Below are 26,012 nucleotides of genomic sequence, written 5' to 3' on the forward strand. Positions count from 1 at the left end.
TCTCAGTGCAGCAAACTGATTTTTATGTGAAATGTGAGTTGTGCATAAAAATAAGCAATTAAGATAAATATTTTTTAATGAAATGTTGTAATTCCCGTATGCAAGTGCCAAACACCCACATATAATCAGCGGCCACTGTACAGGGTCGGCATAATTTTGTAGTAAAGGAACCGTCCGCCAGCCAAACGTAAGTGTTTATTGATGATGCTTATCGGGGCGGGTTCCGAGTCCGGTCAATATTAAATACCTAATAGAGGTTATCATGGCTTTAGAACGTACTTTCTCCATTATCAAACCAAATGCTGTTGCCAATAACGACATCGGTGCCATTTATGCGCGTTTTGAAAGTGCTGGCTTCAAAATTATTGCTGCTAAAATGCTGCACCTGACCAAAGAGCAAGCTGAAGGTTTTTACGCAGAACATAAAGGTCGTCCATTCTTCGATGGTTTGGTTGAATTTATGACTTCTGGCCCAATTATGGTTCAGGTTCTGGAAGGCGAAAATGCAGTTCAACGTCACCGCGATATCATGGGCGCCACTAACCCAGATAACGCACTGGCGGGTACATTACGTGCTGATTTTGCTGATAGCTTCACCGCTAACGCGGTACACGGTTCTGACGCTGTTGAATCAGCTCAACGTGAAATTGCTTATTTCTTCGCCGCGGATGAAATTTTTCCACGCAGCTAATTAATTGATTCAATGTAAGAATGGCTGCTATTTAATCAACTGAAACAATAAAGTTGACCGGGCAGCTTTCCAATCATGGAATCCATGCTTTAAAATTCGTACAATGCCGCGCCCCGGTGGAGACATCTCTCCCGGGGCGTTCTATTATTTATTCATCGCCGTTTCGAAAGCCGTACCCGGTTTAAAGCGCAGCGCCGTAAAGTGTAACAACGAGGCCACGACAACTCATGTCTGAACAATTATTAACTGCATCAATGCCGATTGATGCTACCCCTCTGTCTGACAACGCGGTTGAAACCACTGCACCCGTCAGCAGCAAAATCAATCTGCTTGATTTAAATCGTCAGCAAATGCGCGAATTTTTTGCCGAGATGGGCGAGAAGCCTTTCCGTGCAGACCAGGTCATGAAGTGGATGTATCACTATTGCTACGATGATTTCGAGCAAATGACCGACATTAATAAAGGGTTGCGCGCCAAGCTACAGCGGGTAGCAGAAATCCGCGCGCCTGAAGTGGCGCAAGAACAGCGCTCAACCGATGGCACCATTAAATGGGCCATCAAAGTTGGCGACCAGCAAGTCGAGACGGTGTATATCCCTGAAGGTGACCGCGCTACCTTATGCGTATCCTCTCAGGTAGGTTGTGCATTGGAATGCAAATTCTGTTCAACCGCCCAGCAAGGTTTTAACCGCAACCTGCGCGTTTCTGAAATTATCGGTCAGGTTTGGCGGGCGGCGAAAATTATCGGCTCACTAAAATCAACCGGCACCCGACCTATTACTAACGTGGTGATGATGGGGATGGGCGAACCATTGCTGAACCTGAATAACGTGGTACCCGCGATGGATATCATGATGGATGATTTCGGCTTCGGTTTATCCAAACGCCGCGTGACGTTATCCACTTCCGGGGTAGTTCCGGCGCTGGATAAACTGGGTGATATGATTGACGTTGCGCTGGCTATTTCGCTGCATGCTCCGACAGATGATATCCGCGATGAAATTGTGCCAATTAACCGTAAATACAATATCGAAACCTTCCTGGCGGCGGTTCGTCGCTATTTGGCGAAATCCAACGCCAATGGCGGGCGCGTTACGGTTGAATACGTTATGCTGGATCACATCAATGACAGCACCGAACAAGCTCATCAACTGGCTGAATGTTTGAAAGACACGCCATGTAAGATTAACTTGATTCCATGGAACCCGTTCCCGGGCGCACCTTACGGCCGTAGCTCAAACAGCCGGGTGGATCGTTTCTCTAAGGTATTGATGGAATACGGTTTTACTACCATAGTTCGCAAGACTCGTGGCGATGATATCGATGCGGCATGTGGCCAATTGGCCGGTGAAGTAATTGACCGTACCAAGCGAACCTTGAAAAAGAAAATGGCGGGTGAACCTATCGCTATTAAAACAGTCTGATGCTTAATGCCAGCTGTTTGTGTATAACTAATTGTTATTAAACTTATAATTTGTTAGATAATCGATGCTAAAAAGGTTATTCAAAAGTCGGTAATGGGAATAACATGAGTGCCTGATTTAGGTACTTATCTTCATCATAAGGACAATTGAGAAAGCATGAAGCTGACAAGACTGTGGAGAGTTTGCCTGATAGCAACGGTATTAGCTGGCTGCTCCGGCTCATCGCCGGAAAAAACGAGCCAACCCGCGGCAGGGCAGACACGTTTACAACTGGGTTTAGAATATCTGGCGCAAGGTGATCTTAATGCTGCGCGGCAGAATCTTGAGAAGGCTGTAGCGGCGGATCCACAGGATTATCGCGCTCAATTGGGCATGGCTTTTTATGAGCAACGCATTGGTGAAAACGCAGCAGCAGAGCAGCGCTATCAACAAGCAATGAAACTGGCACCTGGAAATGGCACGGTAATGAATAATTACGGTGCGTTTCTGTGTAGTTTAGGGCAGTATGTACCGGCCCAACAACAGTTTAGCGCAGCGGTGCTGTCGCCTGATTACGGTCAGGTTGCAGATAGTCTGGAAAACGCTGGATATTGCTTTTTGCGGGCGAATCAAAATGACCAGGCTCGAGTACTCTTGAGTCGGGCATTGAAGTATGATCCGGACAAAGGTGAGCCGCTGCTTGCAGAAGCTCAACGGCATTTTGGAGAAGGGAATCGCGCTCAGGCGCAACTTTTACTGGATGTTTATCAACATGTACTTCCAGCCAGTGCTGAAAGTTTATGGTTACAAATTCGTTTCGCCGCGCTAGCGGGCCGTCAAGATAGCGTACAACGCTATGGCAAGCAGCTTGCGCGAAGTTTTCCACAATCCAAACAGTACCAGCATTTTCTAGCTAATGAATACTGAAGCCTCCCAAGATCAAACTGTTCCAGAGACGACAGGTGTGCGCCTGCGTCAAGCCCGTGAAGCACTCGGGCTCACTCAGCAGATGGTTGCCGAACGTCTGTGTCTGAAAGTATCCACAATCCGTGATATTGAGGAGGATAAAGCACAAGCTAATCTCGCCTCAACATTCCATCGTGGTTACATTCGTTCTTACGCCAAATTGGTTCACCTTCCAGAAGATGAACTGTTACCCATGCTGGCAAAGCAGGCTCCAATCAGAGCAGCAAAAGTTGCCCCAATGCAAAGTTTCTCATTGGGCAAAAAGCATAAAAAACGTGATGGCTGGTTGATGAGTTTCACCTGGCTAATTGTGTTGGTTGTGCTCGGTCTGACAGGGGCATGGTGGTGGCAAAATCATCAGGCGCAGCAAGCAGAAATAGTCACTATGGCTGATCAATCCTCTGCTCAACTGTCGCAAAATGGCGGGCAACCAGTGCCGCTGGCTGATGATAATAGCGATTCTGGAGCCTCTATGGATGCTCAGGCTCCGGTCGCGAATAACCAGCCTTCTACTCCAACAGCAAACGGAACTGCACCTGCGACAAGCAATGCAGCTCCGGTGGATGCGGCAAATAACCCGGTCGCTACAACAACCCCTCAAGGAACAACTCCAGCGGAGTCTGCGGTTGTTTCCCCTAGTCAGGCACCTTTGCCTGAGGTTTCTACCGCGCAATCACCTTTACCTACAGCAGACGCTGGGGTAAATGGTGCTGCATCATCTGTGGGTTCATTAGTGATGAACTTTACGGCTGATTGTTGGTTACAGGTCGTTGATGCGAGCGGAAAGACATTATTTAGCGGTATCCAAAAAGGGGGCGCGACCCTCAATCTATCGGGTAAAGCTCCTTATAAGCTGACCATTGGTGCACCAGGTGCATTAACGATTACCTATCAGGGGAATCCAGTAGATCTGAGTAAGTTTATTAAGGCTAATCGCGTAGCCCGCCTGACTGTCGGTGTAGAGTAATATTGTGTTTTTGACAAACAACTCAGTGGTTCGAACAAACTACCTTTACTGTAGTTTTGAAAGACTGCTTCGTTGCGAAAACTACACGACTGTAAAGGAGAGTGTGTAATGCATAACGAATCCCCAATTATCCGACGTAAATCTACTCGGATTTACGTCGGTAAAGTGCCCATTGGTGATGGTGCGCCGATTGCTGTGCAATCGATGACCAACACCAAAACCACTGATGTTGATGCGACTGTTGCCCAGATTAAGGCATTGGAACGTGTGGGCGTGGATATCGTGCGCGTCTCAGTACCGACCATGGATGCGGCTGAGGCATTTAAGTTGATTAAACAGCAGTCAAATGTTCCGCTGGTTGCCGATATTCACTTTGACTACCGTATTGCCCTGAAAGTCGCGGAGTACGGTGTTGATTGCTTGCGTATTAACCCTGGTAACATTGGTAACGAATCTCGTATTCGTGAAGTGGTTGCCAGCGCTCGTGACCACAATATTCCTATCCGTATTGGTATCAATGGCGGTTCGCTGGAAAAAGATATTCAGGAAAAATATGGCGAACCTACGCCGGAAGCCCTGCTTGAATCCGCGATGCGCCATGTCGATATCCTTGATCGTCTTAATTTCGATCAGTTTAAAGTCAGTGTTAAAGCCTCCGATGTTTTCCTGGCGGTAAACTCCTACCGTTTGCTAGCTAAGCAAATTAATAACCCTTTGCACTTAGGGATCACTGAAGCAGGTGGTGCGCGCAGTGGTTCAGTCAAATCGGCTATCGGTTTGGGCTTATTGTTGTCAGAGGGTATTGGCGATACTTTGCGTATCTCGCTGGCGGCGGACCCTGTAGAAGAAGTTAAAGTCGGTTTTGATATCCTTAAATCTCTGCGAATTCGTGCGCGTGGGATTAACTTCATTGCTTGTCCAACCTGTTCCCGCCAAGAGTTTGATGTTATTGGCACGGTGAATGCGTTGGAGCAGCGGTTAGAAGATCTGATTACGCCAATGGATGTTTCTATCATCGGTTGTGTCGTTAATGGGCCGGGTGAAGCACTGGTTTCGACCATTGGTGTGACTGGCGCGCGCAATCAGAGTGGTTTCTACGAAGACGGTGTTCGTCAAAAAGAACGTTTTGATAACAAAGCCATGATTGACCAGTTAGAAGCTAAAATTCGTGCAAAAGCATCAATGCTTGATGCAAAAAACCGAATAGTTATCAATCAACTGGATGATAAATAAGCATTGCTGGTGTAATTTTGTCGGCCAGAATGAAAAAAGCGGGCATGGCCCGCTTTATATTACGCCTGTAGAGGTAATACATTGTCGCCATTGAATATGTGGGCGGCAAACCTCTATAATCGGCTTTATTTTTTGCACTATACCCAATGTCCTTGGTGTTGTTGCGCACTGTGCTGCAATATCAAGTCGATAGGGCATAAAACTACAGAGAACAGACGTGGCAAAGAACATTCAAGCCATCCGTGGTATGAACGACTACCTGCCAGCCGATACGGCGATATGGCAGCGTATTGAAAGCATCTTGAAACAAGTGCTGGCAGGTTACGGCTATAGCGAAATCCGCATGCCGATTGTAGAGCAGACCCCGTTATTCAAGCGCGCTATCGGTGAAGTTACCGACGTGGTTGAGAAAGAGATGTATACCTTTGACGATCGCAATGGCGAGAGTCTGACACTGCGTCCGGAAGGTACCGCAGGGTGCGTGCGTGCCGGTATTGAACATGGTCTGCTGTACAATCAGGAACAGCGTCTGTGGTACGTTGGCCCAATGTTCCGCTATGAGCGCCCACAGAAAGGCCGCTACCGCCAGTTTCATCAGTTGGGCGCGGAAGTTTTCGGTCTGCAAGGGCCGGATATTGATGCCGAATTGATTTTGCTGAGCGCTCGTTGGTGGCGAGCTTTGGGGATTTCAGAGCATGTGCAACTTGAACTGAACTCCATTGGATCTTTGGAGGCCCGCGCGGATTACCGTGAAGCGCTGGTGACTTTCCTGGAACAACATGTTGAGGTGCTGGACGAAGATTGTAAGCGCCGCATGTACAGCAACCCATTGCGAGTGCTGGATTCCAAGAACCCGGATGTTCAGCTGTTGCTTAATGATGCGCCTAAGCTATCTGATTACCTGGATGAAGAGTCAAAACAGCATTTTGCGGGCTTGTGTGAACTTTTAGACAAGGCCGGTATCCCATATACCGTTAATGAACGTTTAGTTCGCGGCTTGGATTATTACAACCGCACCGTATTTGAGTGGGTTACCAGCAGTTTGGGCGCGCAAGGTACAGTCTGTGCCGGTGGGCGTTATGACGGCTTGGTTGAACAGCTTGGTGGTCGCGCAACCCCTGCGGTTGGTTTTGCCATGGGGCTTGAACGTCTGGTTCTGTTGGTGCAGGCTGTTAATCCTGACTTCCAGGTACCTGCGACGGTCGATGCATATGTCATTTCGTCCGGTGAAAATACGCAAAGTGCTGCCATGCTACTGGCCGAACATCTGCGCGATGCCATGCCAACGCTGAAGTTAATGACCAATTACGGCGGTGGTAATGTTAAAAAGCAATTTACGCGCGCTGACAAGTGGGGCGCTCGTGTTGCTTTAATGCTTGGCGAAAGCGAAGTCGCGGCACAGAAAGTGGTGGTAAAAGATTTGCGGAATGGTGAACAAGAAACGCTGGCGCAAGCTGATGTTGCTGCGCGTCTGGCTTTGATGTTGGGTTAAGGAGAGAGACACCGTGGAAGTCTATACCACTGAAAATGACCAGGTTGATGCAGTGCGCCGTTTCTTTAGCGAAAATGGTAAAGCGCTGGCCGTGGGTGTGGTGCTCGGGATTGGTGCATTAGTGGGTTGGCGTTACTGGCAGAGTCATCAGAATAGTGCCATGACGGAAGCCTCCTCTGCCTATCAGCAAGCCAGTGATGCTTTGTCAGCCAATAGCGCTGATGGTGTTGCTCTCGCTGAAAAATTTGTTCAGGGCAATAAAAATAACTACGGCGTACTGGCCGGGTTGGAACTGGCTCACCATTTTGTTGAGCAAAACGAGTTCGATAAAGCGGCACAGCAACTCACTCAAGCGTTAGGCCAGACCAATGATGAAAATCTACTGTCGCTGATTAATCTGCGTCTTGCCCGTTTGCAACTGCAATTGAAAAAACCAGATGAAGCATTGAAAACGCTGGATGCAGTGCAAGGCGATGGTTGGACGGCGATGGCTCAAGATGTTCGTGGCGATGCATTATTAAGCAAAGGTGACACCGCAGGTGCACGAGCAGCTTACAGTAAAGGCGTCGAATCAAATGCTTCTCAGGCGCTGCAAGCCTTGCTGCGCATGAAATTGAATAATTTGTCCAGCTAAGGGGTATTCCCATGCAATTGCGTAAAACACTCTTAGTAGGACTGGTATCTGTTGCCCTATTGAGTGGTTGTTCACTGTTCAACAGTGAAGAAGATGTGGTTACCATGTCGCCACTGCCAAAAGTTGAAAACCAATTCACACCGACTAAAGTGTGGAGCACCTCAGTCGGTGGCGGCGTGGGTGACTATTACTCCCATCTGCGCCCAGCCTGGCAGGGAACAACTGTCTTTGCTGCCGATCGTAAAGGTCTGGTGAAAGCCATGGACGCGGATACCGGTAAGCAAATTTGGCAAACCGATCTGTCTGAGAAAACTAACTTCCTCACTAGCAACCGTTCTGCAATGTTATCTGGCGGCGTAACAGCTTCAGGTGCGCATGTGTATGTCGGCAGCGAGAAAGCGGTTGTTTATGCGCTGAATTCTGACGATGGTCAGGTTGCATGGCAAACCGTAGTAGCGGGTGAAGCATTATCACGCCCAGTGGTCAGTGATGGCGTGGTGTTGATCCACACCTCAAATGGCATGCTACAAGCGCTGAATGAATCTGACGGTGCTATCAAGTGGACATTGAATCTGGATACTCCAGCCTTGTCTCTGCGTGGCGAATCTGCTCCAGCGGTAGCATTCGGTGCTGCGATTGTCGGCGGCGACAATGGTCGTGTCAGTGCGGTGATGATGGAGCAGGGCCAGTTGATCTGGCAGCAACGTATTTCCCAAGTGACCGGTACTACTGAAATCGACCGTCTGAATGACGTCGATACTACGCCAGTGGTGGTTGACGGTGTTGTTTATGCCTTGGCATACAACGGCAACCTGACAGCATTGGATCTGCGCTCTGGTCAGATTCTGTGGAAACGTGAAATGGGGTCAGTCAATGACATCATTGTCGACGGTGGCCGCATTTATCTGGTCGATCAGAATGACCGTATTGTCGCATTGAAGACTGATGGCGGGATAACCCTTTGGAGTCAAAGCGATTTATTACATCGTAACTTGACTGCTCCAGTGATGTATAATGGTTATCTGGTTGTAGGTGATGCCGAAGGTTATCTGCACTGGGTGAATACCGATGATGGCCGTTTTGTTGCTCAACAGAGCGTCGATAGCTCCGGCTTCCTGAGTGCGCCAGTGATTGCAAGTGATAAACTACTGGTTCAAGCAAGAGGCGGCACGGTATACGCGTTCACCCGTTAATAGACTAATAATACTTAACGTTGTTGGAGTTGCAGCAAGGTAGTAAACGAATGACAAATGGGTTGTAAACCGATTTGAACAGCGTTTGCGCTGGCCCGAAAAGTGGGCCTCTGATGAGGCTCATAATCCCGATGAGTTGACTCCGGTCAGTGATTTGGGTGAATGGTCGCTAACACCGCTGCAATTTCAGGAACAAGGGTTTAAAGCGGCTCCTGAGATTCAGGGGCCGTTTGTCTTCTAAAAACTGCGCTGTTGAAGGTTCGGTACAGCGCTGTAATGATTTGAAAATTAAGTAATGAGGCTTCAACAATGATACCTGTCATCGCGCTGGTCGGGCGCCCGAATGTGGGTAAATCCACACTATTTAACCGCTTAACGCATACCCGAGATGCGTTAGTTGCGGATTTTCCCGGGCTAACGCGTGACCGTAAATATGGTCGTGCCGAGGTCGAGGGTCATGAGTTTATTGTTATCGATACTGGTGGTATTGATGGCACAGAAGATGGTGTAGAAACTAAAATGGCTGGTCAATCGTTACTGGCGATTGAAGAAGCCGATATCGTGCTGTTTATGGTAGATGCGCGTGCCGGGCTGATGCCTGCGGATCAGGGCATTGCCCAACATCTGCGTAGTCGCGAGAAAGCGACTTTTCTGGTGGCCAACAAAACTGATGGTATTGACCCTGATACTGCTACAGCCGATTTCTATTCACTAGGCTTGGGTGAAGTTCATGCTATTGCGGCTTCCCATGGCCGTGGTGTGACTCAACTGATTGAAGATGTCATGGCACCCTACATGGATGCCGAAGAGCCAGAAGTCGAGCTGACAGAAGAAGAAGCCAATGCTGCCTATTGGGCGGCACAGGAAGAAACCGATGACAGCATTCCTGAAGACGAAGAGGATGACTTTGACCCGCTGAGTCTGCCAATTAAGTTGGCTATCGTCGGGCGTCCTAACGTAGGTAAGTCCACACTAACTAACCGTATCCTTGGTGAAGATCGTGTGGTGGTTTATGACATGCCGGGCACCACGCGTGACAGCATTTATATTCCAATGACCCGCGATGAACGTGAATATATTCTGATTGATACTGCGGGTGTGCGTAAGCGCGGCAAAATCACTGAAGCCGTTGAAAAATTCTCAGTGATTAAAACCTTACAGGCAATTGAAGACTCCAACGTGGTGTTGTTGGTTATTGATGCCCGTGATGGTATTTCGGATCAAGATTTGTCTCTATTGGGCTTCATCCTTAATAGTGGGCGCTCACTTGTTATTGCAGTTAACAAATGGGATGGCATGACCGAAGAAGCCCGTGCACAGGTTAAAGATATGCTAGACCTGCGCCTTGGTTTTGTGGATTTTGCCCGTATTCACTTCATTTCTGCCTTGCATGGTAGTGGTGTCGGTAACCTGTTTGAATCCATACAGGAAGCTTATGACTGCTCGACTAAGCGAGTGGGTACTTCCTTACTGACCCGTATTATGCAAATGGCAGAAGAAGATCATCAGCCTCCTTTGGTTCGTGGTCGTCGTGTGAAGCTGAAATATGCTCATGCCGGTGGTTATAACCCGCCTATCGTGGTTATCCACGGTAATCAGGTGACTGATTTGTCAGACTCTTATAAACGCTACCTGATGAATTACTTCCGCCGTTCACTGAAAGTAATGGGTACACCCATCCGCATTCAGTTTAAAGAGGGTGAGAACCCATTTGCAGGTAAGCGCAATACCTTGACGCCAAATCAGATGCGTAAACGTAAACGTTTGATGTCGCACTTGAAAAAAGCTAAGTAATAGCAGCAAAGCGCGGGCATCCCGCGCTTTTTGCATTTTTAGCCACCAATATAAAGCTAAACAAAAGGAGTTGAACGTCAGCCATGTCTTGGGAAACCTGGAGTTTTGCGTTTAGTGTCACCGTGCCCAGCTTATTGATGATGTTACTCGGCGTGCTGCTACGGCGCTTTGGTCTGATGGATGACCGCTTTTGTGATGGCGCGACCAAGTTAGTTTTTAATCTGGCGTTGCCCTGCCTGCTGTTTTTCAGTGTCGCCACCAATCACGTCAATCTGATGGATAACTTGCCGCTGGCTATTTATGGGGCAGTTGGCACCTTAGTCACCTTTTTATTGCTCGAGGTGGCGGCTAAGTGGCTGGTAAAAGACCCTCGAGAGCGCGGCGTGTTCGTGCAGGGGGGTTTTAGGGCTAACACGGCGATTATGGGGCTGGCATTTGCCATGACCGCCTATGGCGATGAAGGGGTAGCTCTGGGGTCGATGTACCTGACGGTCACGGTGCTATTGTTCAATATGTTGTCGGTGATAACTCTGACCCGCAGTTTGCAAACTGGGCAGGGTGGGAAAATCAGCAAATTGGCACTGTTGCGCAGTATCGTCACTAACCCACTGATTATTGGTCTACTCTGTGGTGTAGTTTATGCGCGAACTTACTTACCTATTCCCCAGGTGATTGTACATACAGGTAGTTATATATCAGCCTTGGCACTTCCGCTGGCATTGCTCTGCACCGGAGCGAGTCTTGATTGGCATGCTATGTTCCGCTCTTCTAATGTGGCGGCATTATCATCAACAGCAAAACTATTCGTGGTGCCTATTTTAATGACCTTGGGTGGTTTACTGATGGGATTCCGTGGCGCAACCTTAGGCATTGTTTTCCTGTTCTCCGCCACACCAACCGCAGCGGGTAGCTATGTTATGACTCGCGCGATGGGGGGCAATGCAGTACTGGCTGCCAATATTATTGCTATCACCACCGTCGGTTCATTTTTCACTACGGCATTAGGAATTTACTTCTTACGTTCATTGGGTGTGATGTAAGTTTTTCCGAACATTCAGGAGAGAAATTATGGATGCGTTATGTCCGGTTTGTCAGCAGGCAATGGTGCTAGTAAGTGATCACTTCCATTGCTCTCACTGCCATGGCAACTATCAACAGCAGGCCGATTGCCCGGACTGCGGCAAACCACTGCAAGTTCTGAAGGCTTGTGGTGCGGTTGACTATTTTTGCCAGCATGGTCACGGGCTGATTTCGAAAAGCCGTGTTCACTTTAGTTATTTGCCGACGGTTTGACCGGTCGGCAGAGCTGTTTGCTTAGCTGACAAAAGGTTTAGTGCTACTCCGCGGCTTTACGCTGGCGCGGCTTCTTGGCCACATTTTTCTTTGCCACGTTAATCTGGGTGATTTCACTTTCCACCCAACCATCTTGCAGTCTGGTGGTGAGTTTATCGCCGGTATGCACCTGCTGGGTGGTCTTGAGTAACGTGCCTTCAGGAGTCTGCGTGACACTGTAGCCGCGGGCCAGTGTGGCTAACGGGCTGACGGCTTCCAATTGTGAGCAGGCAATACCAAAGCGTTGGCGATAACCGTTTAGCTGGCGCTCTAGTGCCTGGCGTAAACGATATTCTTGCTGTTGCACCCGCTGATTGTAGCGGTGAATCTGCCCTTGCGGTTGAACCTGAACCAAACGCTGCTGGAGCCGCTCGGTGCGCCGGCTTAATCGGCGAATTTGGGTTTGCGCACTCTCTTCCAACCGGCGTTGCAATTTTAGTAATAGCGTTTGTTGGCGAGCGAGACGCAAATGAGGATGTTGCTGCTGGAGCCGATGTTCAAGGCGGGTGAATTGCTGGCTACGTTGCGCCAGATAGTAATCCATCGCCATTTCCATTCGTTGCTGTTGCCCCTGAATCTGCCTGACCAACTCAATTTGGTTGCGGCTGACTAACTCTGCGGCGGCTGAAGGGGTTGGCGCACGTAAATCAGCGACAAAATCGGCAATAGTGACATCGGTTTCATGGCCGACGGCACTGACGATAGGAATGTGGCTGTTAAAGATGGCGCGGGCCACCCGCTCATCATTAAAGCTCCATAAGTCCTCTAACGAACCACCACCGCGGCCAACGATCAACACATCACATTCAGCGCGCAAATTAGCCAATTGGATAGCACGAACTATCTGCAAAGGAGCATCAGCGCCCTGTACGGCTGTTGGGTAGATAATAACCGGCAGTGATGGATCCCGGCGTTGTAAAACTTGCAAAACATCGTGGAGCGCTGCGCCGCTGGATGAGGTAATCACCCCGACCTGTTGGGCTGGGCTGGGTAGCGGTTGTTTATGACTCTGGTCAAAAAGCCCTTCTGCGGCTAGCTGTTGCTTAAGTTGTTCAAACTGCTGTTGTAGCAATCCGTCGCCAGCAGGTTGCATACTTTCTGCAATTAACTGGTAATCACCGCGTGGTTCATACAAGGTGATCGAGGCCCTGACCAACACTTGCTGGCCATTTTGCGGGCGAAACGTTGTCCGACGATTAGTGTTGCGAAACATCGCGCAGCGCACCTGAGCCCGGTCATCTTTTAAGGTGAAATACCAGTGACCAGAAGAGGGCTGAGAGAAATTAGAAATCTCGGCGGTGAGCCAAATTTGGCCCATTTCCATTTCCAACAGCTGTCGAACCGTCTGATTAAGGCGGCTAACAGTAAAAATTGATGACGCAGAAGTTTGTGACATGTGACCTGGATCAAGTTTTTAAACAAGCACTTAATTGACCGATATTACCTGCCTCAAACTGCTTGGCAAGAAAAATAATGAGAAAGTGCTGGAGGCAACCGATTACGCTCTGTATAATGCCACGGCAATATTTTATCTTTTTACATTCACCTTGGTGAGATATTGCCCATGCTACGTATCGCGAAAGAAGCTCTAACATTTGACGACGTTCTCCTGGTTCCAGCCCACTCCACAGTCTTGCCTAATACGGCAGAACTTGGTACCCAACTGACTGCAACTATCCGCCTGAATATCCCTATGCTGTCCGCAGCAATGGATACCGTAACCGAGTCTCGTCTGGCCATTGCGCTGGCACAAGAGGGCGGTTTAGGGTTCATCCACAAAAATATGTCCATCGAACGCCAGGCTGAAGAAGTCAGTCGGGTGAAAAAACACGAAAGTGGTGTTGTTACCGAGCCACAGACTGTGACGCCAACAACAACTCTTCGTCAGGTTAAAGAACTGACTGCTCGTAACGGTTTCGCCGGTTACCCGGTAGTGACCGAAGATTACGAACTGGTTGGGATCATTACTGGCCGTGATGTTCGCTTTGTTACTGATTTGGACCAACCCGTGACTGCGGTTATGACACCGAAAGAGCGCTTGGTAACCGTCAAGGAAGGCGAAGCCCGCGAAGTTGTCCTGCAAAAAATGCATGAAAAACGTGTCGAAAAAGCGTTGGTTGTTGATGACAGCTTCCATCTGCGCGGCATGATCACTGTAAAAGACTTCCAAAAAGCAGAACGTAAGCCTAATGCTTGTAAAGACGAGCATGGCCGCCTACGTGTTGGTGCTGCTGTTGGTGCCGGTGCTGGCAATGAAGAGCGTATTGACGCTCTGGTCGCTGCTGGCGTCGATGTTTTGTTGATCGACTCATCTCATGGTCACTCCGAAGGCGTTCTGCAACGCATCCGCGAAACTCGTGCTAAATATCCTAATCTGCAAATCGTTGGCGGTAACGTCGCTACCGGTGCTGGGGCTAAAGCCTTGGCTGATGCGGGGGTAAGCGCGGTTAAAGTGGGTATCGGCCCTGGTTCAATCTGTACTACTCGTATCGTGACTGGTGTGGGTGTTCCACAGATCACTGCCATTGCTGATGCGGTTGAAGCACTGGAAGGTACTGGGATACCGGTTATTGCCGATGGCGGTATTCGTTTCTCTGGCGATATTGCTAAAGCCATTGCCGCAGGTGCTTCCTGTGTGATGGTCGGCTCTATGCTGGCGGGGACGGAAGAGTCTCCGGGTGAAATTGAGCTCTATCAAGGCCGTTCATTTAAATCTTATCGCGGTATGGGTTCTCTGGGGGCGATGTCCAAAGGTTCTTCAGACCGCTATTTTCAGACCGATAATGCTGCCGACAAATTGGTACCAGAAGGTATCGAAGGGCGTGTGGCATACAAAGGTCTGTTGAAAGAGATTGTGCATCAGCAAATGGGTGGCCTGCGTTCATGCATGGGCCTGACCGGTTGTGGCACCATTAATGAATTGCGCACCAAAGCTGAGTTTGTTCGCATCAGCGGTGCAGGTATTCAAGAAAGCCATGTGCATGATGTGACTATTACCAAAGAGTCACCAAACTATCGCATGGGCTAATTCCAGGGGCTTAAACCGGCGAATCTGGTTATCGGCCGCGGCTCGTATTGCTCATTGACTTGGTGTCAACTGCGCATACTGTGCTGCGGGCGCTAACCCGCTTTTTGGTTGCGCCGACTGGAATGCTTTCAATTATTTTATTAAAAACTTGTGGAACATGCCGCACATGACAAAAAATATTCATAAACATCGCATTCTTATTCTTGATTTCGGTTCGCAATACACCCAGTTAATCGCGCGCCGTGTTCGTGAAATCGGTGTCTATTGTGAGCTATGGGCGTGGGACGTGACCGAAGCCCAAATCCGTGAGTTTAATCCAAGCGGTATCATTCTTTCTGGTAGTCCTGAAAGCACCACCGAACAGGATAGCCCGCGCGCACCTGATTATGTCTTCACTGCAGGTGTGCCTGTGCTAGGTGTCTGTTACGGCATGCAGACTATGGCAGCCCAACTGGGTGGCAAGGTCGAAGGCTCAAATCATCGTGAATTCGGCTATGCGCAGGTTGAAATTAAAACAGACTGTGCACTGATTCGTGATATCAAAGATGCGATTAATCCAGCCGGTGAAGCTGTCCTGGATGTCTGGATGAGCCATGGTGACAAAGTCACCGCAATTCCATCTGGTTTTGTGGCTGTAGCTAGCACCGATACTTGTCCGTTTGCCATTATGGCCAACGAAGAGCAGCATTTTTACGGTGTACAGTTCCACCCAGAAGTGACCCATACCAAGCAAGGCCAACGTCTGCTGGAACGGTTTGTTCTGGATATCTGTGCTTGTGAAGCACTGTGGACGCCAGCGACCATTATTGAAGATGCCATTGTTCGTCTGCGTGAACAAATCGGTGACGACCATGTAATTCTTGGCCTGTCCGGTGGTGTTGACTCATCCGTGACGGCAATGTTGCTGCACCGCGCCATTGGCAAACGCCTGACTTGCGTGTTTGTTGATAACGGCCTGCTGCGTCTGAATGAAGCCGATCAAGTGCTGGAAATGTTCGGCGATAAATTCGGCCTGAATATTGTCCATGTTGCGGCAGAAGACCGCTTCCTTGCAGCGCTGGCGGGTGTTGATGAGCCAGAAGCAAAACGTAAAATCATTGGCCGTGTGTTTGTCGAGCTGTTCGACGAAGAAGCATGCAAGCAAGAGCAAGTGAAATGGTTGGCGCAAGGCACCATCTATCCAGACGTGATTGAATCTGCTGCATCTGCTACCGGCAAAGCTCATGTTATCAAATCTCACCACAATGTGGGCGGCTTGCCGAAAGAGATGAAACTTGGGCTGGTAGAGCCGTTGAAAGAGTTGTTTAAAGATGAAGTCCGTAAAATTGGTCTGGAACTGGGCTTGCCGTACGACATGTTGTACCGTCACCCATTCCCGGGCCCAGGTCTAGGTGTTCGTGTTCTGGGCGAAGTGAAGAAAGAGTATTGTGACTTGCTGCGCCGCGCTGATGCCATCTTTATTGAAGAGCTGCATAAAGCCGATTTGTACAACAAAGTCAGCCAAGCTTTTACTGTTTTCCTGCCAGTTCGTTCAGTTGGCGTAATGGGCGATGGTCGTAAATATGACTGGGTTGTGTCACTGCGTGCGGTTGAAACTATCGATTTTATGACCGCACATTGGGCGCATCTGCCATACGACTTCCTTGGCCGCGTTTCAAACCGCATCATCAATGAAGTGAATGGTATTTCTCGTGTCGTTTACGATATCAGTGGTAAGCCACCCGCGACCATTGAGTGGGAATAAATATCTTCTCTATTTGTTAAAATAGAGTCCGATAAATTTAGTGAAGCCTCCGATATTTCGGGGGCTTTTTTGTTTTATATCTTCATCAGAATAAAAAATGAATTGATTTTTAGTAAATTATTCTATTAACGAGATTGCCTGTGTGTGAATATGACAATGCAATTCATCACGTATCGGCCCATGCAAAAAATAGCATGATTCTGCTTACTTCTTATTTAAAGGTGAAGCATGAATGTTAATAATAAGGTGAATAAGATATTTTATCTGCTAATTTTTATCTCATCCAATGCAATATCTGACAATTTTCACGATAATAATGTCTGTTTTTACTCTGGTGATAATTACCTTGAAAAAGCGGGGGCCAAGAAGTTTTGTGTACCCTATTATACAGAGGATGAGTGGTTATTTAGTCAGTGGAATAATAATATAGCCTCTATTAAAATTCCTTTTAATATGCAGGTTGATATCTTTAGTGATTTTTCATTTACAGGAAAATCGGCATCGCTTTATAACAGTGCCAACACTGCCGATTTGAAAGCGTTGGGCTTGATAGCAGATATCAGTTCTTATCGTGTATTACCCAAAAAACTCTACCCGGACAGTAAACGGCTAGTATTCAATTACAACTCTAATTTATTTCCAGAAAAATATTTCGGCTATAATTATTATCGTAGCCGTGGGCACAGTATTGTCCTGTCCCGAGACAGCCAACCTACAGGTGCTGATGCTCAGAGTTCTTCTATATTTTATAGTCATACTGGGCAGATTATGACGGCATTTATCGGACAAGGATTTGATAGAAATATCTATTGCTTACACCCCGCAGATCTAAGGCAAGATATTGTAAGTGCGGATGTCGCCTTTACCTATTGTGATTTTGGCAATCCGGGGCAACGCTGGCTTCCCAAGAAGATAGACGGGAAAATTGTCTTGATTAATCAAGGGACAAATACGGCATTATCACTAAATGAGGAAGGGTTTTATGTTAATTTAAATATCAAGCCTGGGGCCGTAAATCACTTGCCGAGTCGAAGAAGGCAACCGTCTCAGCCTACTGTTGCAGTTAATCGAGATACAATATGGTTTGATGAAGAATTCATTGAAAAACTAAAGTTATATGCTGTGCGACCTCTTCTTCAATATAAAGAAACCCTAGAGTCCATAGATGAGTCTGGCTCTCGTGATATTATTGTTCATCATTTAGGTGAGTTAGATGATGTTAATATCTATTTGGGCGGAAATAAAAGAGGACAGAACATTTACTATAATGTTGAGACTCAGTATTTGATTGCTTATAACAAATCAAATGAGGAGATAAAACTTACCGAAGCATCCTGTCTTTCATTGCTAAATCAGGGGTTAGATCAGGATTCACCGATCGCCTTTACCTATAATCGCAGTAGTTACAGTGATAACTCAATTGAGTATCGCTGTGATAATGGTGTTGCCTATAATATGTCTACTCAACGATGGTATTTTATGGCTGATCAAGATTTTCACTACTTAGTTAATGGCGATGAAAATAAGGTTTTACATTTTTATATTAATGAAAAGCCGCAAAGGATGAATTTCCGTGGTGCCTTGACCGGGCCAAAACTAGGCGACCATATTGGTCAGGCTATTAACTTTGATGAGCGAAAAATACAAGGTGCCATATTTGTTAATAATCAAGCGTTGGGATATATCCTTGATATGGAAAAGGGAGTTTGTGAACTGAGCACCGCAGCCACTAACAGCGGCACTCACTGTGGGGGGAAGAATACCTCTTGGTCCTCAACTGATTATAACTTTTTAAATACCACTCTTCGGCGTTTCTATCTCCCTTGGTTATTGCCACAAATAGCCAATCAATTACAGAGAAAGGGTGAATCGGCATCTTTCCTGCAAAAAATCGAGACGCTGAAAGGCCTTTTTGCCGACAATACAAACCCACTTGCCGATAAAGCCGCATTACAGCAATCCAAAGATTTGTTAGTGGAATTTTTGCACACGTATAAATCACGCGAATACAGCAAGCTCTGGCACCAAGCTGCATATCTCCTTAATCGTGTTGATGTATTAATCGAGTGGGGGGAATAACTAGACGTTATAGTTACAAAATGTGACGCAAATCACATTTTGGCTTTACCCTCCTATTGATGAGGTATAACCTTGACGAATCTTTACAACTCAACTAAATGTTTAACATCTTAATTTTATAATTCACATCGCCAATAAGGCGGGAAGTTCACTCATTTTTAGTCAAGATTGCCACTGCTGCGGCATTAATCGCCCGGTAGTTTAGCGCGCAGTAACCCGCATCTGTTAACGCCATGCCTCTTAGCAGCATGTTCCTATATGTAACGGATGAATACTGCGCGCGTGCTCTTTTGTGGAGAAAAAACATGTCGGTCACACACTCTCCGATACCTCAGGTGCGCGGTATTTCACGCCGTCGTCTGCTGGGGTATGTCGGTGTCGGGCTAGTCACGAGCCTGATGAATCCTCTCTCTCTGGATGCTTTCGCGGCATCAACCCAAACCTCGCCACAGAATTTGGAAAAATTCATGTTGGTCTCCCGAGCACTGACCGGAAAACGTCAGCTTAATGCACAAGTGGGTCAGCGTATCTATCAGGTTTTACTCGGAAAAATCGGTGGTTTTGATCAGAAGCTGGCGCTATTGCAACCTTTGCCGGCCGGTGAACCTCACCAGTGGTCACCTCTGGAGCAGCAAATTGCCCGTCAGATCTTGCAAGGTTGGTATGTTGGCGTGATTGGTGGCGGAACTGACGCCGCAGTAATCAGCTATGAAAATGCGTTGATGTTTGATGCGGTATCCGATGTGTTGGTTATTCGCTCTTATTGCCCGAATAAACCCGGATACTGGGCTGCAAAGCCTGATGTCGCCTTATAATTTTGGAGAATACATTTATGGCTGACACACTAAAGGCGGATATCGTCGTCATTGGCTCGGGCGTTGCAGGTGGCTTAGTCGCCCACCAATTAGCGATGGCAGGGAAGTCTGTTTTGATTTTAGAAGCGGGCCCGCGCCTTTCTCGCTGGGAAATTGTAGAAAATTTCCGCAATCAGCCTGATAAATCAGACAATATGGCTCCTTACCCTTCAACATCCTATGCCCCTCACCCAGAATCTAATCCTAATAATAACTATCTGATTCAAAAGGGCGAACATCCGTACGATGTGCAGTATATCCGTGCGGTTGGTGGCACCACCTGGCATTGGGCCGCATCGGCATGGCGTTTTTTGCCGAACGATTTCAAGCTAAAAACAGTGTATGGCGTGGGCCGCGACTGGCCGATTGAATATGCCGCACTGGAAAAATGGTATCTCCGCGCCGAACAAGAACTCGGTGTCTGGGGGCCGAGTGATGAAGACTTAGGCTCACCGCGCAGCGAACCTTATCCGATGGCCCCGTTGCCACTATCGTGGAATGAGCAGCGCATCAAAACCGTATTAAACAGCCACAGTTTTAATGGCAGTGATTTTAATGTGGTAACCGAACCGGTTGCTCGTAACAGCCGTCCTTACGATGGCCGCCCGACCTGTTGTGGCAATAATAATTGCATGCCAATTTGCCCGATTGGTGCCATGTACAACGGCATCACCCATGTAGAAAAGGCCGAGCGTGCCGGGGCTATCGTCCGTCCACAAGCAGTGGTCTATAAACTGGAAGTGAATGATCAGCAGCAAATTACCGCTGCACTGTTTAAGGATGCGCAAGGTAATGAACATCGCGCCGAAGGTCAGTATTTTGTGCTGGCGGCCAATGGCATTGAGATTCCAAAACTGATGCTGATGTCCGCCAGTGATAAAAACCCACGCGGCGTGGGGAATAGCTCGGATATGGTGGGTCGTAATCTGATGGACCATCCGGGTACCGGTGTCACCTTTATGGCCAGTGAGCCGCTATGGCCGGGGCGTGGCCCGCAGGAAATGACCTCGTTGATTGGCTTTCGTGATGGGGCGTTTCGATCTGAATATGCGGCGAAAAAGATTCATCTGTCTAACTTGTCGCGCACTGATCAAGTCACTATCGAGTTACTTTCTCAAGGGGATTTGCAGCTCGGGCCGCAACTGGACGCTAAAATTCGGGATCGTGCGGCGCGGTTTGTGCAGTTCGACAGCTTCCACGAGATTTTGCCGCATGTAGAAAATCGTATTATCCCCAGTGCGACAGAGAAAGATGCCATCGGTATTCCCAAACCTGAATTTTACTATGCAATGGATGATTACGTTCGCAAAAGTGCGGTGCATACCCAGCAAGTTTATGCTGAGGCGGCAAGGTTAATGGGCGGCACTGAAGTTCAGTTCCACAATAATTTCGCTAACAATAATCATATTACCGGCACCACCATCATGGGTAATGATCCGAAAGATTCAGTGGTAGACAGTGATTGCCGCACCCATGACCATAAAAATTTATTTATCGCCAGCAGCAGTGTGATGCCAACCGTGGGGTCAGTGAACTGTACCTTGACGATTGCCGCGCTCTCTTTGCGCATCGCTGAAACATTAAAGGCCGAGGTGTAAGATGAAAAAACCAACCCTGGGTCACTCAGTGAAATTGCTGCTTCTTGCATTGGGATGTGCCGCCAGCGGATATGCCAGCGCTGACGCTAACTTGATTGCGCGTGGTGAGTATCTGACCAAAGCCGCTGACTGCGTGGCCTGCCACACTACCAAAGACGGCAAACCTTTTGCCGGTGGATTGGCATTTAAAACCCCGATGGGAACATTGTATTCACCCAATATTACCCCGGATAAAGCAACCGGGATTGGTAGTTGGACCGATGAGGAGTTTTTGCGCGCATTGCATGAAGGGAAAGGGAAAAATGGTGAAAATCTCTACCCGGCATTTCCTTATACCTCCTACACCTTGCTAAAGGATGATGACGTCAAAGCGATCAAAGCTTATCTGTTCAGCTTGCCAGCAGTGCATCAGCCAAATCGTGAAAATGATATGCCGTTCCCATTCAATCAGCGCTGGGGATTATGGTTCTGGAATCTGGTGAACTTCGACGGGCAGCGCTTCGAACCTGATAGCAGCAAAGATGCACAATGGAATCAGGGCGCTTACTTTGTTGAGGCGCTAGGGCACTGTGGTGAATGTCATACGCCACGAAATATCACCATGGGCATGAAAGACAGCAAAGCCTATGCGGGTACTGAGATTGATGGTTGGACGGCATTCAATATTACCTCAGATCCTCATGCCGGGATTGGTGGCTGGAGTCAGGAGCAGATTGTGCAATATCTGCGTAGCGGCCATGTTGACGGCAAAGCTCAGGCTGCGGGGCCAATGGCGGAAGTGATTGAAAATAGTACTCGCCACTTAACCGATAGCGATCTGAATGCGATGGCGGTTTATCTGCGCACCTTGAAACCATTGAATCCAGATGATGAAACTAAGAGTCGTTCAGATTGGGGGCAACCCGCAACCAGCGTTAATACTTTACGCGGCATGCCGTTCACGGCAGATAACAACACCGAGGGTGCGCGTTTGTATTTAGGGAATTGCGCTTCTTGCCATGGTTTTACCGGTGGGGGTGTACAGGATGGTTACTATCCTTCACTGATGAAGAATTCGGTGGTCGGGGCGTCGGCACCTAATAACCTGATTAATGTGATTCTCCACGGTGTATCGCGTAAAACAAATGATGGCGAAGTATTTATGCCTGGTTTTGCAAACACATTGACGGATGAGCAGGTGGTGAGTTTGAGTAATTATTTGCTGCAACAGTTTGGGCAACCGGCACTGAATATCAAAGCTGATGATGTCAAATCATTGCGCGGAGAGTAATTTCGCTCATTATTTATAAAAAATAAGGGAGCTGAGGCTCCCTTTTGAGTTTTCGTTAATTGCTCTTTTCAAGTTCGTTCGCCAGTTTATGAGCATTTATCTGCAAATTTGGTGTTACATTCTTCATGCTATCAAAAAAATTAGGGAATTCTTTGCTAATTTTAGCTGCCTGTTCATTATTGCAATGTAAGCTGTTGGATACGCAGTTTCGTAATTGCATGATCAGGTTTGACTTGTTTTCTGAGTTTAATATTATGTTGTTTAGTGAATGTGCTTTTTTATTTATTATGTCAGAGCTAAGTCTTTCTTCATTTAAATTAAAACGTACTCCTCCACCACAGGATATATAATGTATTTCATTTTCAACTCGTGTGTCATAGGTGAAAAGTCTCTTGTTCGATGGGATGGTGTCATAAGAAACATTAGAGTCAAAAATAAAGACCACCTTATCTATTTGACTATTGTCTGTATCTAACTGACTGAATCTAAATGATGTTGCATCGTTACTCATGAGGTTGGAAATTTGTGTTTTTTCCATATTTGCCTTGACGTAATATTGTTCCTCACCACTTTCTAATTTAACCGAGTTAAGCTGGATTACTTTTCTATCACCTAACCTCCCAACTGTGTCTTCTGGTTCGAATTGAGGAGTCAAAGAGTGACTGATTGAACTTATAATATGGTCTATTGCATGTTTTCTGCTTTCTAATATTTCACTGTGGTTGTTTTTTTCTGATGATACACTATTCAATTGAGTGATATGCGTTGTTGTAAGGTTCGGTATGTTTGATATAGGGCCCATAAATAGTCCTTTTAAAATTGACTGAATCACAAATCTATTGTATTGAATAAATTCAAATTTACTATTCAGGCTTTTATCTGGGTTTTATCCTATACAGATGTAAAATTATTTAATCTTTTCATTATGCCAATGCATTAAAATATAGTCGCCGTCATTGCTTCTACCGGTGGCAATCGGTACCCAGCCGTTTTTTTGATAAAAAGCCAGTGCTTGCTGGTTTTTTGCTAAACATTTTAATGAACCATGAGTGGTAAATAGCTCTTGTGCCGCCTGCAATAATGCTTTTCCCGCCCCGCGATGCTGCATTTTCGGATCAACGAACAGATTATGCAGGAAACTCTCTTCCATAAATATGGAGGCAAAACCGAGGTGCTCATCACCGTCGATAGCGACCAAAATGGTCTCCCAAAGAGTGGTGCGGTCAAAATCTTCCAGACGAAAACGCTCCCCATCCAACCAGCTAAACGTTGCCCGACGTGCTGCCAAATACAAGGTGCGTAAAAATGGGCGGTCACTCTCTTGATACGGTCGAATCTTGATACTCATGCTGTGGTTTGCCTACGTCTGTGAAATTGATCATTGGGATAACTAATACAGGATTGATCTTCTACCATCTGCCCGTGATAATAACAATTCTGACTCGGGGTGCCTGCCACAAACAGTGGCATGGCTGAGATATTACCCGTATTACCTGATCTGGATTATGCCAGCGTAGGGAAGTCGCGGTATCACAGGTACCGTCTTCTTGACCGCCGGTTAGGAGGAATATGTACGTTCAACCTGCCGTTTTTTCTTCAGTTGTTGCCACTCACACCGCACCATTGGCCATCTTGCCTGCTGATATATCTGCGGGGACGCATTCATGACGCGCATAAATGCACTCACCATTGCTGGAACTGACCCGAGTGGTGGCGCAGGTATTCAGGCGGATCTAAAAACCTTTTCAGCATTACAAGCTTACGGCACCACAGTGATCACCGCATTGGTGGCGCAAAATACCCGTGGCGTACAGTCGGTCTATCCCATCGAACCCGCGTTTGTTGCGGCTCAATTAGATTCGGTCCTCAGTGATGTGCGCATTGATAGCGCCAAAATAGGCATGCTGGCTAATGCGGATATTGTGGATATTGTTGCCACGCAACTGCGCCGCTACCCGATTCCATTTGTGGTGCTGGATACCGTAATGGTCGCCAAAAGCGGTGATGCGCTGCTGGCACCAGAGGCGGTTGATGCTGTGCGCCGGCTGCTGCTACCTCAGGTTGCCTTGATTACTCCCAATTTGCCAGAAGCTGCGGCATTACTGGGTTGCCAGCCAGCACATGATGAGCAAGAGATGTGTGACCAAGGGCGAGCGCTGTTGGCTTTAGGTTGTCAGGGAGTGCTGATGAAAGGGGGCCATTTGAGTGGTGAAGATAGCCCAGACTGGCTGTTTACCCCCCACAGTGAACAGCGTTTTGTGACTCGTCGGGTTGCAACCCGGCATACCCACGGCACGGGCTGTACCTTATCGGCAGCACTGGCAGCATTACGGCCACGACACGCAGGTTGGGCCGATACCGTGAATGCCGCCAAACATTACCTACAAGGGGCACTGGAACAAGCCGATACCCTTGAGGTGGGGCAGGGAATTGGGCCGGTGCATCATTTTCATCAATGGTGGTAATATCCTTCATCCTTGACATTGCTGCGGTGTTAGCGGCGCTCATGCGCCCGAATCACTTACTCAAGTAAGCTCATCGGGACTTTTTCGCTTACTGCCTTGCCGCAATGCCAATGATTTTGGATATATCCTGCGCCCTTGACACTGCTGCGGTGTTAGCGGCGCTCATGCGCCCGAATCACTTACTCAAGTAAGCTCATCGGGACTTTTTCGCTTGCTGCCTTGCCGCAATGCCAATGATTTTGGATATATCCTGCGCCCTTGACACTGCTGCGGTGTTAGCGGCACTCATGCGCCCGAATCACTGACTTGGTATTGGATGAGTGCTATTCCGCTTTCTGTGCCAGCAAATAGCGCTGTGTCATTGTAAACATGGCGATGGCACGTTGCAGATGATGAGCATCAAAACGGTTAAGCAGATAACTGTCTGCGCCTTTACGTGGGCGAATGCGCAGTGACAGTTTTGGCTCGCCAGCTTCGTCCTTTATGAGGTCGAACTGATAGCTGCCAATATCTTTTTCATCTTCCCGCCAGGAAATTTGTACTGCGGGTAGGGGATTTTCTGCTGTTGGCTGCCTAATGGCAAAAAAGTAATCTCCCGCCCAAAAACCGGCGTAATCCCCGTCAGCTTGTAAATGTTTAGTCTTGAAAATGGGGGCTGCGGCGAGCTGGTTAATAGCCTCGCCGGTGATATCTTGATGTGCTTGCTGCCACAGTGGGGCATTATTTTCTAACTGCCAGCAGGCAGCACCCAGATAGTCATTCAATGCGCGCCAATCATTATCCAACTGATGCCGCAATTCCTCCTCGAGAATATTGCGATATTGCTGCATACCACTGGGTTGATCGCCCAGAGTTTCGTAAGTGATTAACTCCATGGTGCGCGGTTTGCGGCGAAAACTCATCCACAGCACCATTTTGGGAATACGAAATTCAATCGATTGAATGCTCAGCCGATAGCGATCACCCATGTTGACCACAAAACCATTAGCCGTTCCGCGTTTATTCTGATAATTCCGCACCACGACCACACTATTTAGCCCCATCCAACCAGTGACATAGTGTTCACTGTCAGAGTTGGCGACATCCAGGTCAATCACCATTTGGACGATTTTATCGCTCTCAAGTTTGTCCAGCGGATGGGCATCCTCGGCGGAGTAATACAGCTTCTCGGGGGCTTCGGGTAACTCAAGGGTTAACATGGTATGGCCTTTATCGGGAGTTTATAGCCGAGATATTCATCGGCTCATTGATATCTGGTTTATAGCTTAC

General features: G+C 47.7%; 23 protein-coding genes and 1 riboswitch. Of the genes, 19 read left to right on the forward strand and 4 right to left on the reverse strand.

The window, feature by feature from the left end:
- Nucleotides 1–262: 262 nt before the first annotated feature.
- From ndk to N0H69_RS08865, 12 genes are all read left to right on the forward strand, one after another.
- A complete protein-coding gene (gene ndk / locus N0H69_RS08810; protein ID WP_004707890.1) occupies nt 263–691 on the forward strand; it encodes a nucleoside-diphosphate kinase in 429 nt (142 codons plus the stop codon).
- A 254-nt stretch (nt 692–945) separates the two neighbouring features.
- Nucleotides 946–2,115 carry a dual-specificity RNA methyltransferase RlmN gene (gene rlmN / locus N0H69_RS08815; RefSeq protein ID WP_253272118.1) on the forward strand — a complete coding sequence of 390 codons (1,170 nt, stop codon included), beginning with the start codon at nt 946–948 and terminating at the stop codon, nt 2,113–2,115.
- 156 nt (nt 2,116–2,271) lie between these two features.
- Nucleotides 2,272–3,021, forward strand: a complete 750-nt coding sequence (pilW, locus tag N0H69_RS08820) for a type IV pilus biogenesis/stability protein PilW (RefSeq protein ID WP_050135098.1) — start codon at nt 2,272–2,274, stop codon at nt 3,019–3,021.
- Entirely contained in the window at nt 3,011–4,027 is a 1,017-nt protein-coding gene (rodZ, locus tag N0H69_RS08825; protein WP_050108018.1) for a cytoskeleton protein RodZ, read from the forward strand. The genes pilW and rodZ overlap by 11 nt, the downstream gene beginning before the upstream one ends.
- 108 nt (nt 4,028–4,135) lie before the next feature.
- Nucleotides 4,136–5,260 (forward strand): flavodoxin-dependent (E)-4-hydroxy-3-methylbut-2-enyl-diphosphate synthase, encoded by a 1,125-nt coding sequence (gene ispG, locus N0H69_RS08830; protein WP_050108017.1) that lies wholly within the window; start codon nt 4,136–4,138, stop codon nt 5,258–5,260.
- Between the two features lie 217 nt (nt 5,261–5,477).
- Nucleotides 5,478–6,752, forward strand: coding sequence for a histidine--tRNA ligase (gene hisS / locus N0H69_RS08835; RefSeq protein WP_050122949.1), 1,275 nt, complete (start codon nt 5,478–5,480; stop codon nt 6,750–6,752).
- Between the two features lie 13 nt (nt 6,753–6,765).
- Nucleotides 6,766–7,386: a YfgM family protein gene (locus N0H69_RS08840; RefSeq protein ID WP_050135100.1), complete on the forward strand. Its 621-nt coding sequence runs from the start codon at nt 6,766–6,768 to the stop codon at nt 7,384–7,386.
- An 11-nt stretch (nt 7,387–7,397) separates the two neighbouring features.
- Nucleotides 7,398–8,579, forward strand: coding sequence for an outer membrane protein assembly factor BamB (bamB, locus tag N0H69_RS08845; RefSeq protein ID WP_050108010.1), 1,182 nt, complete (start codon nt 7,398–7,400; stop codon nt 8,577–8,579).
- Between the two features lie 85 nt (nt 8,580–8,664).
- The gene (locus N0H69_RS08850; RefSeq protein WP_155411083.1) at nt 8,665–8,820 is read left to right on the forward strand and encodes a hypothetical protein; all 156 of its coding nucleotides are present in this window, start codon (nt 8,665–8,667) and stop codon (nt 8,818–8,820) included.
- A 68-nt stretch (nt 8,821–8,888) separates the two neighbouring features.
- Nucleotides 8,889–10,373, forward strand: a complete 1,485-nt coding sequence (der, locus tag N0H69_RS08855; protein WP_050135102.1) for a ribosome biogenesis GTPase Der — start codon at nt 8,889–8,891, stop codon at nt 10,371–10,373.
- A gap of 83 nt (nt 10,374–10,456) precedes the next feature.
- Nucleotides 10,457–11,413 (forward strand): AEC family transporter, encoded by a 957-nt coding sequence (locus N0H69_RS08860; RefSeq protein WP_050108007.1) that lies wholly within the window; start codon nt 10,457–10,459, stop codon nt 11,411–11,413.
- Nucleotides 11,414–11,441: 28 nt separating this feature from the next.
- The gene (locus tag N0H69_RS08865) at nt 11,442–11,666 is read left to right on the forward strand and encodes a zinc ribbon domain-containing protein (protein WP_050108005.1); all 225 of its coding nucleotides are present in this window, start codon (nt 11,442–11,444) and stop codon (nt 11,664–11,666) included.
- A gap of 43 nt (nt 11,667–11,709) precedes the next feature.
- Here the strand turns inward: N0H69_RS08865 and xseA are convergent, their stop codons facing one another.
- Nucleotides 11,710–13,101, reverse strand: coding sequence for an exodeoxyribonuclease VII large subunit (gene xseA, locus N0H69_RS08870; protein ID WP_050151800.1), 1,392 nt, complete (start codon nt 13,099–13,101; stop codon nt 11,710–11,712).
- Nucleotides 13,102–13,269: 168 nt separating this feature from the next.
- On the opposite strand from xseA, the gene guaB reads away from it, so the two are divergent.
- The 6 genes from guaB (at nt 13,270) to N0H69_RS08900 (ending at nt 22,278) form a co-directional block, all read left to right on the forward strand.
- Nucleotides 13,270–14,733, forward strand: coding sequence for an IMP dehydrogenase (gene guaB / locus N0H69_RS08875; RefSeq protein WP_050101379.1), 1,464 nt, complete (start codon nt 13,270–13,272; stop codon nt 14,731–14,733).
- Between the two features lie 166 nt (nt 14,734–14,899).
- A complete protein-coding gene (guaA, locus tag N0H69_RS08880) occupies nt 14,900–16,477 on the forward strand; it encodes a glutamine-hydrolyzing GMP synthase (RefSeq protein ID WP_050135108.1) in 1,578 nt (525 codons plus the stop codon).
- A 228-nt stretch (nt 16,478–16,705) separates the two neighbouring features.
- The gene (locus N0H69_RS08885; protein WP_050151801.1) at nt 16,706–18,556 is read left to right on the forward strand and encodes a hypothetical protein; all 1,851 of its coding nucleotides are present in this window, start codon (nt 16,706–16,708) and stop codon (nt 18,554–18,556) included.
- A 305-nt stretch (nt 18,557–18,861) separates the two neighbouring features.
- On the forward strand, nt 18,862–19,371 hold the full coding sequence (locus N0H69_RS08890) for a sugar dehydrogenase complex small subunit (protein WP_050135112.1): 510 nt from the start codon (nt 18,862–18,864) through the stop codon (nt 19,369–19,371).
- Nucleotides 19,372–19,388: 17 nt separating this feature from the next.
- Complete coding sequence (locus N0H69_RS08895) at nt 19,389–21,008, forward strand: GMC family oxidoreductase (RefSeq protein ID WP_050151802.1); 1,620 nt, start codon at nt 19,389–19,391, stop codon at nt 21,006–21,008.
- A gap of 1 nt (nt 21,009) precedes the next feature.
- The gene (locus N0H69_RS08900; protein WP_050151803.1) at nt 21,010–22,278 is read left to right on the forward strand and encodes a cytochrome c; all 1,269 of its coding nucleotides are present in this window, start codon (nt 21,010–21,012) and stop codon (nt 22,276–22,278) included.
- Nucleotides 22,279–22,333: 55 nt separating this feature from the next.
- On the opposite strand, the gene N0H69_RS08905 is transcribed toward N0H69_RS08900, so the two are convergent.
- Both N0H69_RS08905 and N0H69_RS08910 read right to left on the reverse strand, forming a co-directional pair.
- Entirely contained in the window at nt 22,334–23,080 is a 747-nt protein-coding gene (locus N0H69_RS08905; protein ID WP_050151804.1) for a hypothetical protein, read from the reverse strand.
- Between the two features lie 105 nt (nt 23,081–23,185).
- Complete coding sequence (locus N0H69_RS08910) at nt 23,186–23,626, reverse strand: GNAT family N-acetyltransferase (RefSeq protein WP_050151805.1); 441 nt, start codon at nt 23,624–23,626, stop codon at nt 23,186–23,188.
- A gap of 85 nt (nt 23,627–23,711) precedes the next feature.
- Nucleotides 23,712–23,815: riboswitch (TPP riboswitch) on the forward strand.
- A gap of 127 nt (nt 23,816–23,942) precedes the next feature.
- On the opposite strand from N0H69_RS08910, the gene thiD reads away from it, so the two are divergent.
- Nucleotides 23,943–24,743 (forward strand): bifunctional hydroxymethylpyrimidine kinase/phosphomethylpyrimidine kinase, encoded by an 801-nt coding sequence (gene thiD / locus N0H69_RS08915; RefSeq protein ID WP_050151806.1) that lies wholly within the window; start codon nt 23,943–23,945, stop codon nt 24,741–24,743.
- Between the two features lie 323 nt (nt 24,744–25,066).
- On the opposite strand, the gene N0H69_RS08920 is transcribed toward thiD, so the two are convergent.
- Nucleotides 25,067–25,942, reverse strand: a complete 876-nt coding sequence (locus N0H69_RS08920; RefSeq protein ID WP_050151807.1) for a hypothetical protein — start codon at nt 25,940–25,942, stop codon at nt 25,067–25,069.
- Nucleotides 25,943–26,012 lie beyond the last annotated feature (70 nt).

It is taken from the genome of Yersinia alsatica (assembly GCF_025133195.1).
Classification (GTDB): domain Bacteria; phylum Pseudomonadota; class Gammaproteobacteria; order Enterobacterales; family Enterobacteriaceae; genus Yersinia; species Yersinia alsatica.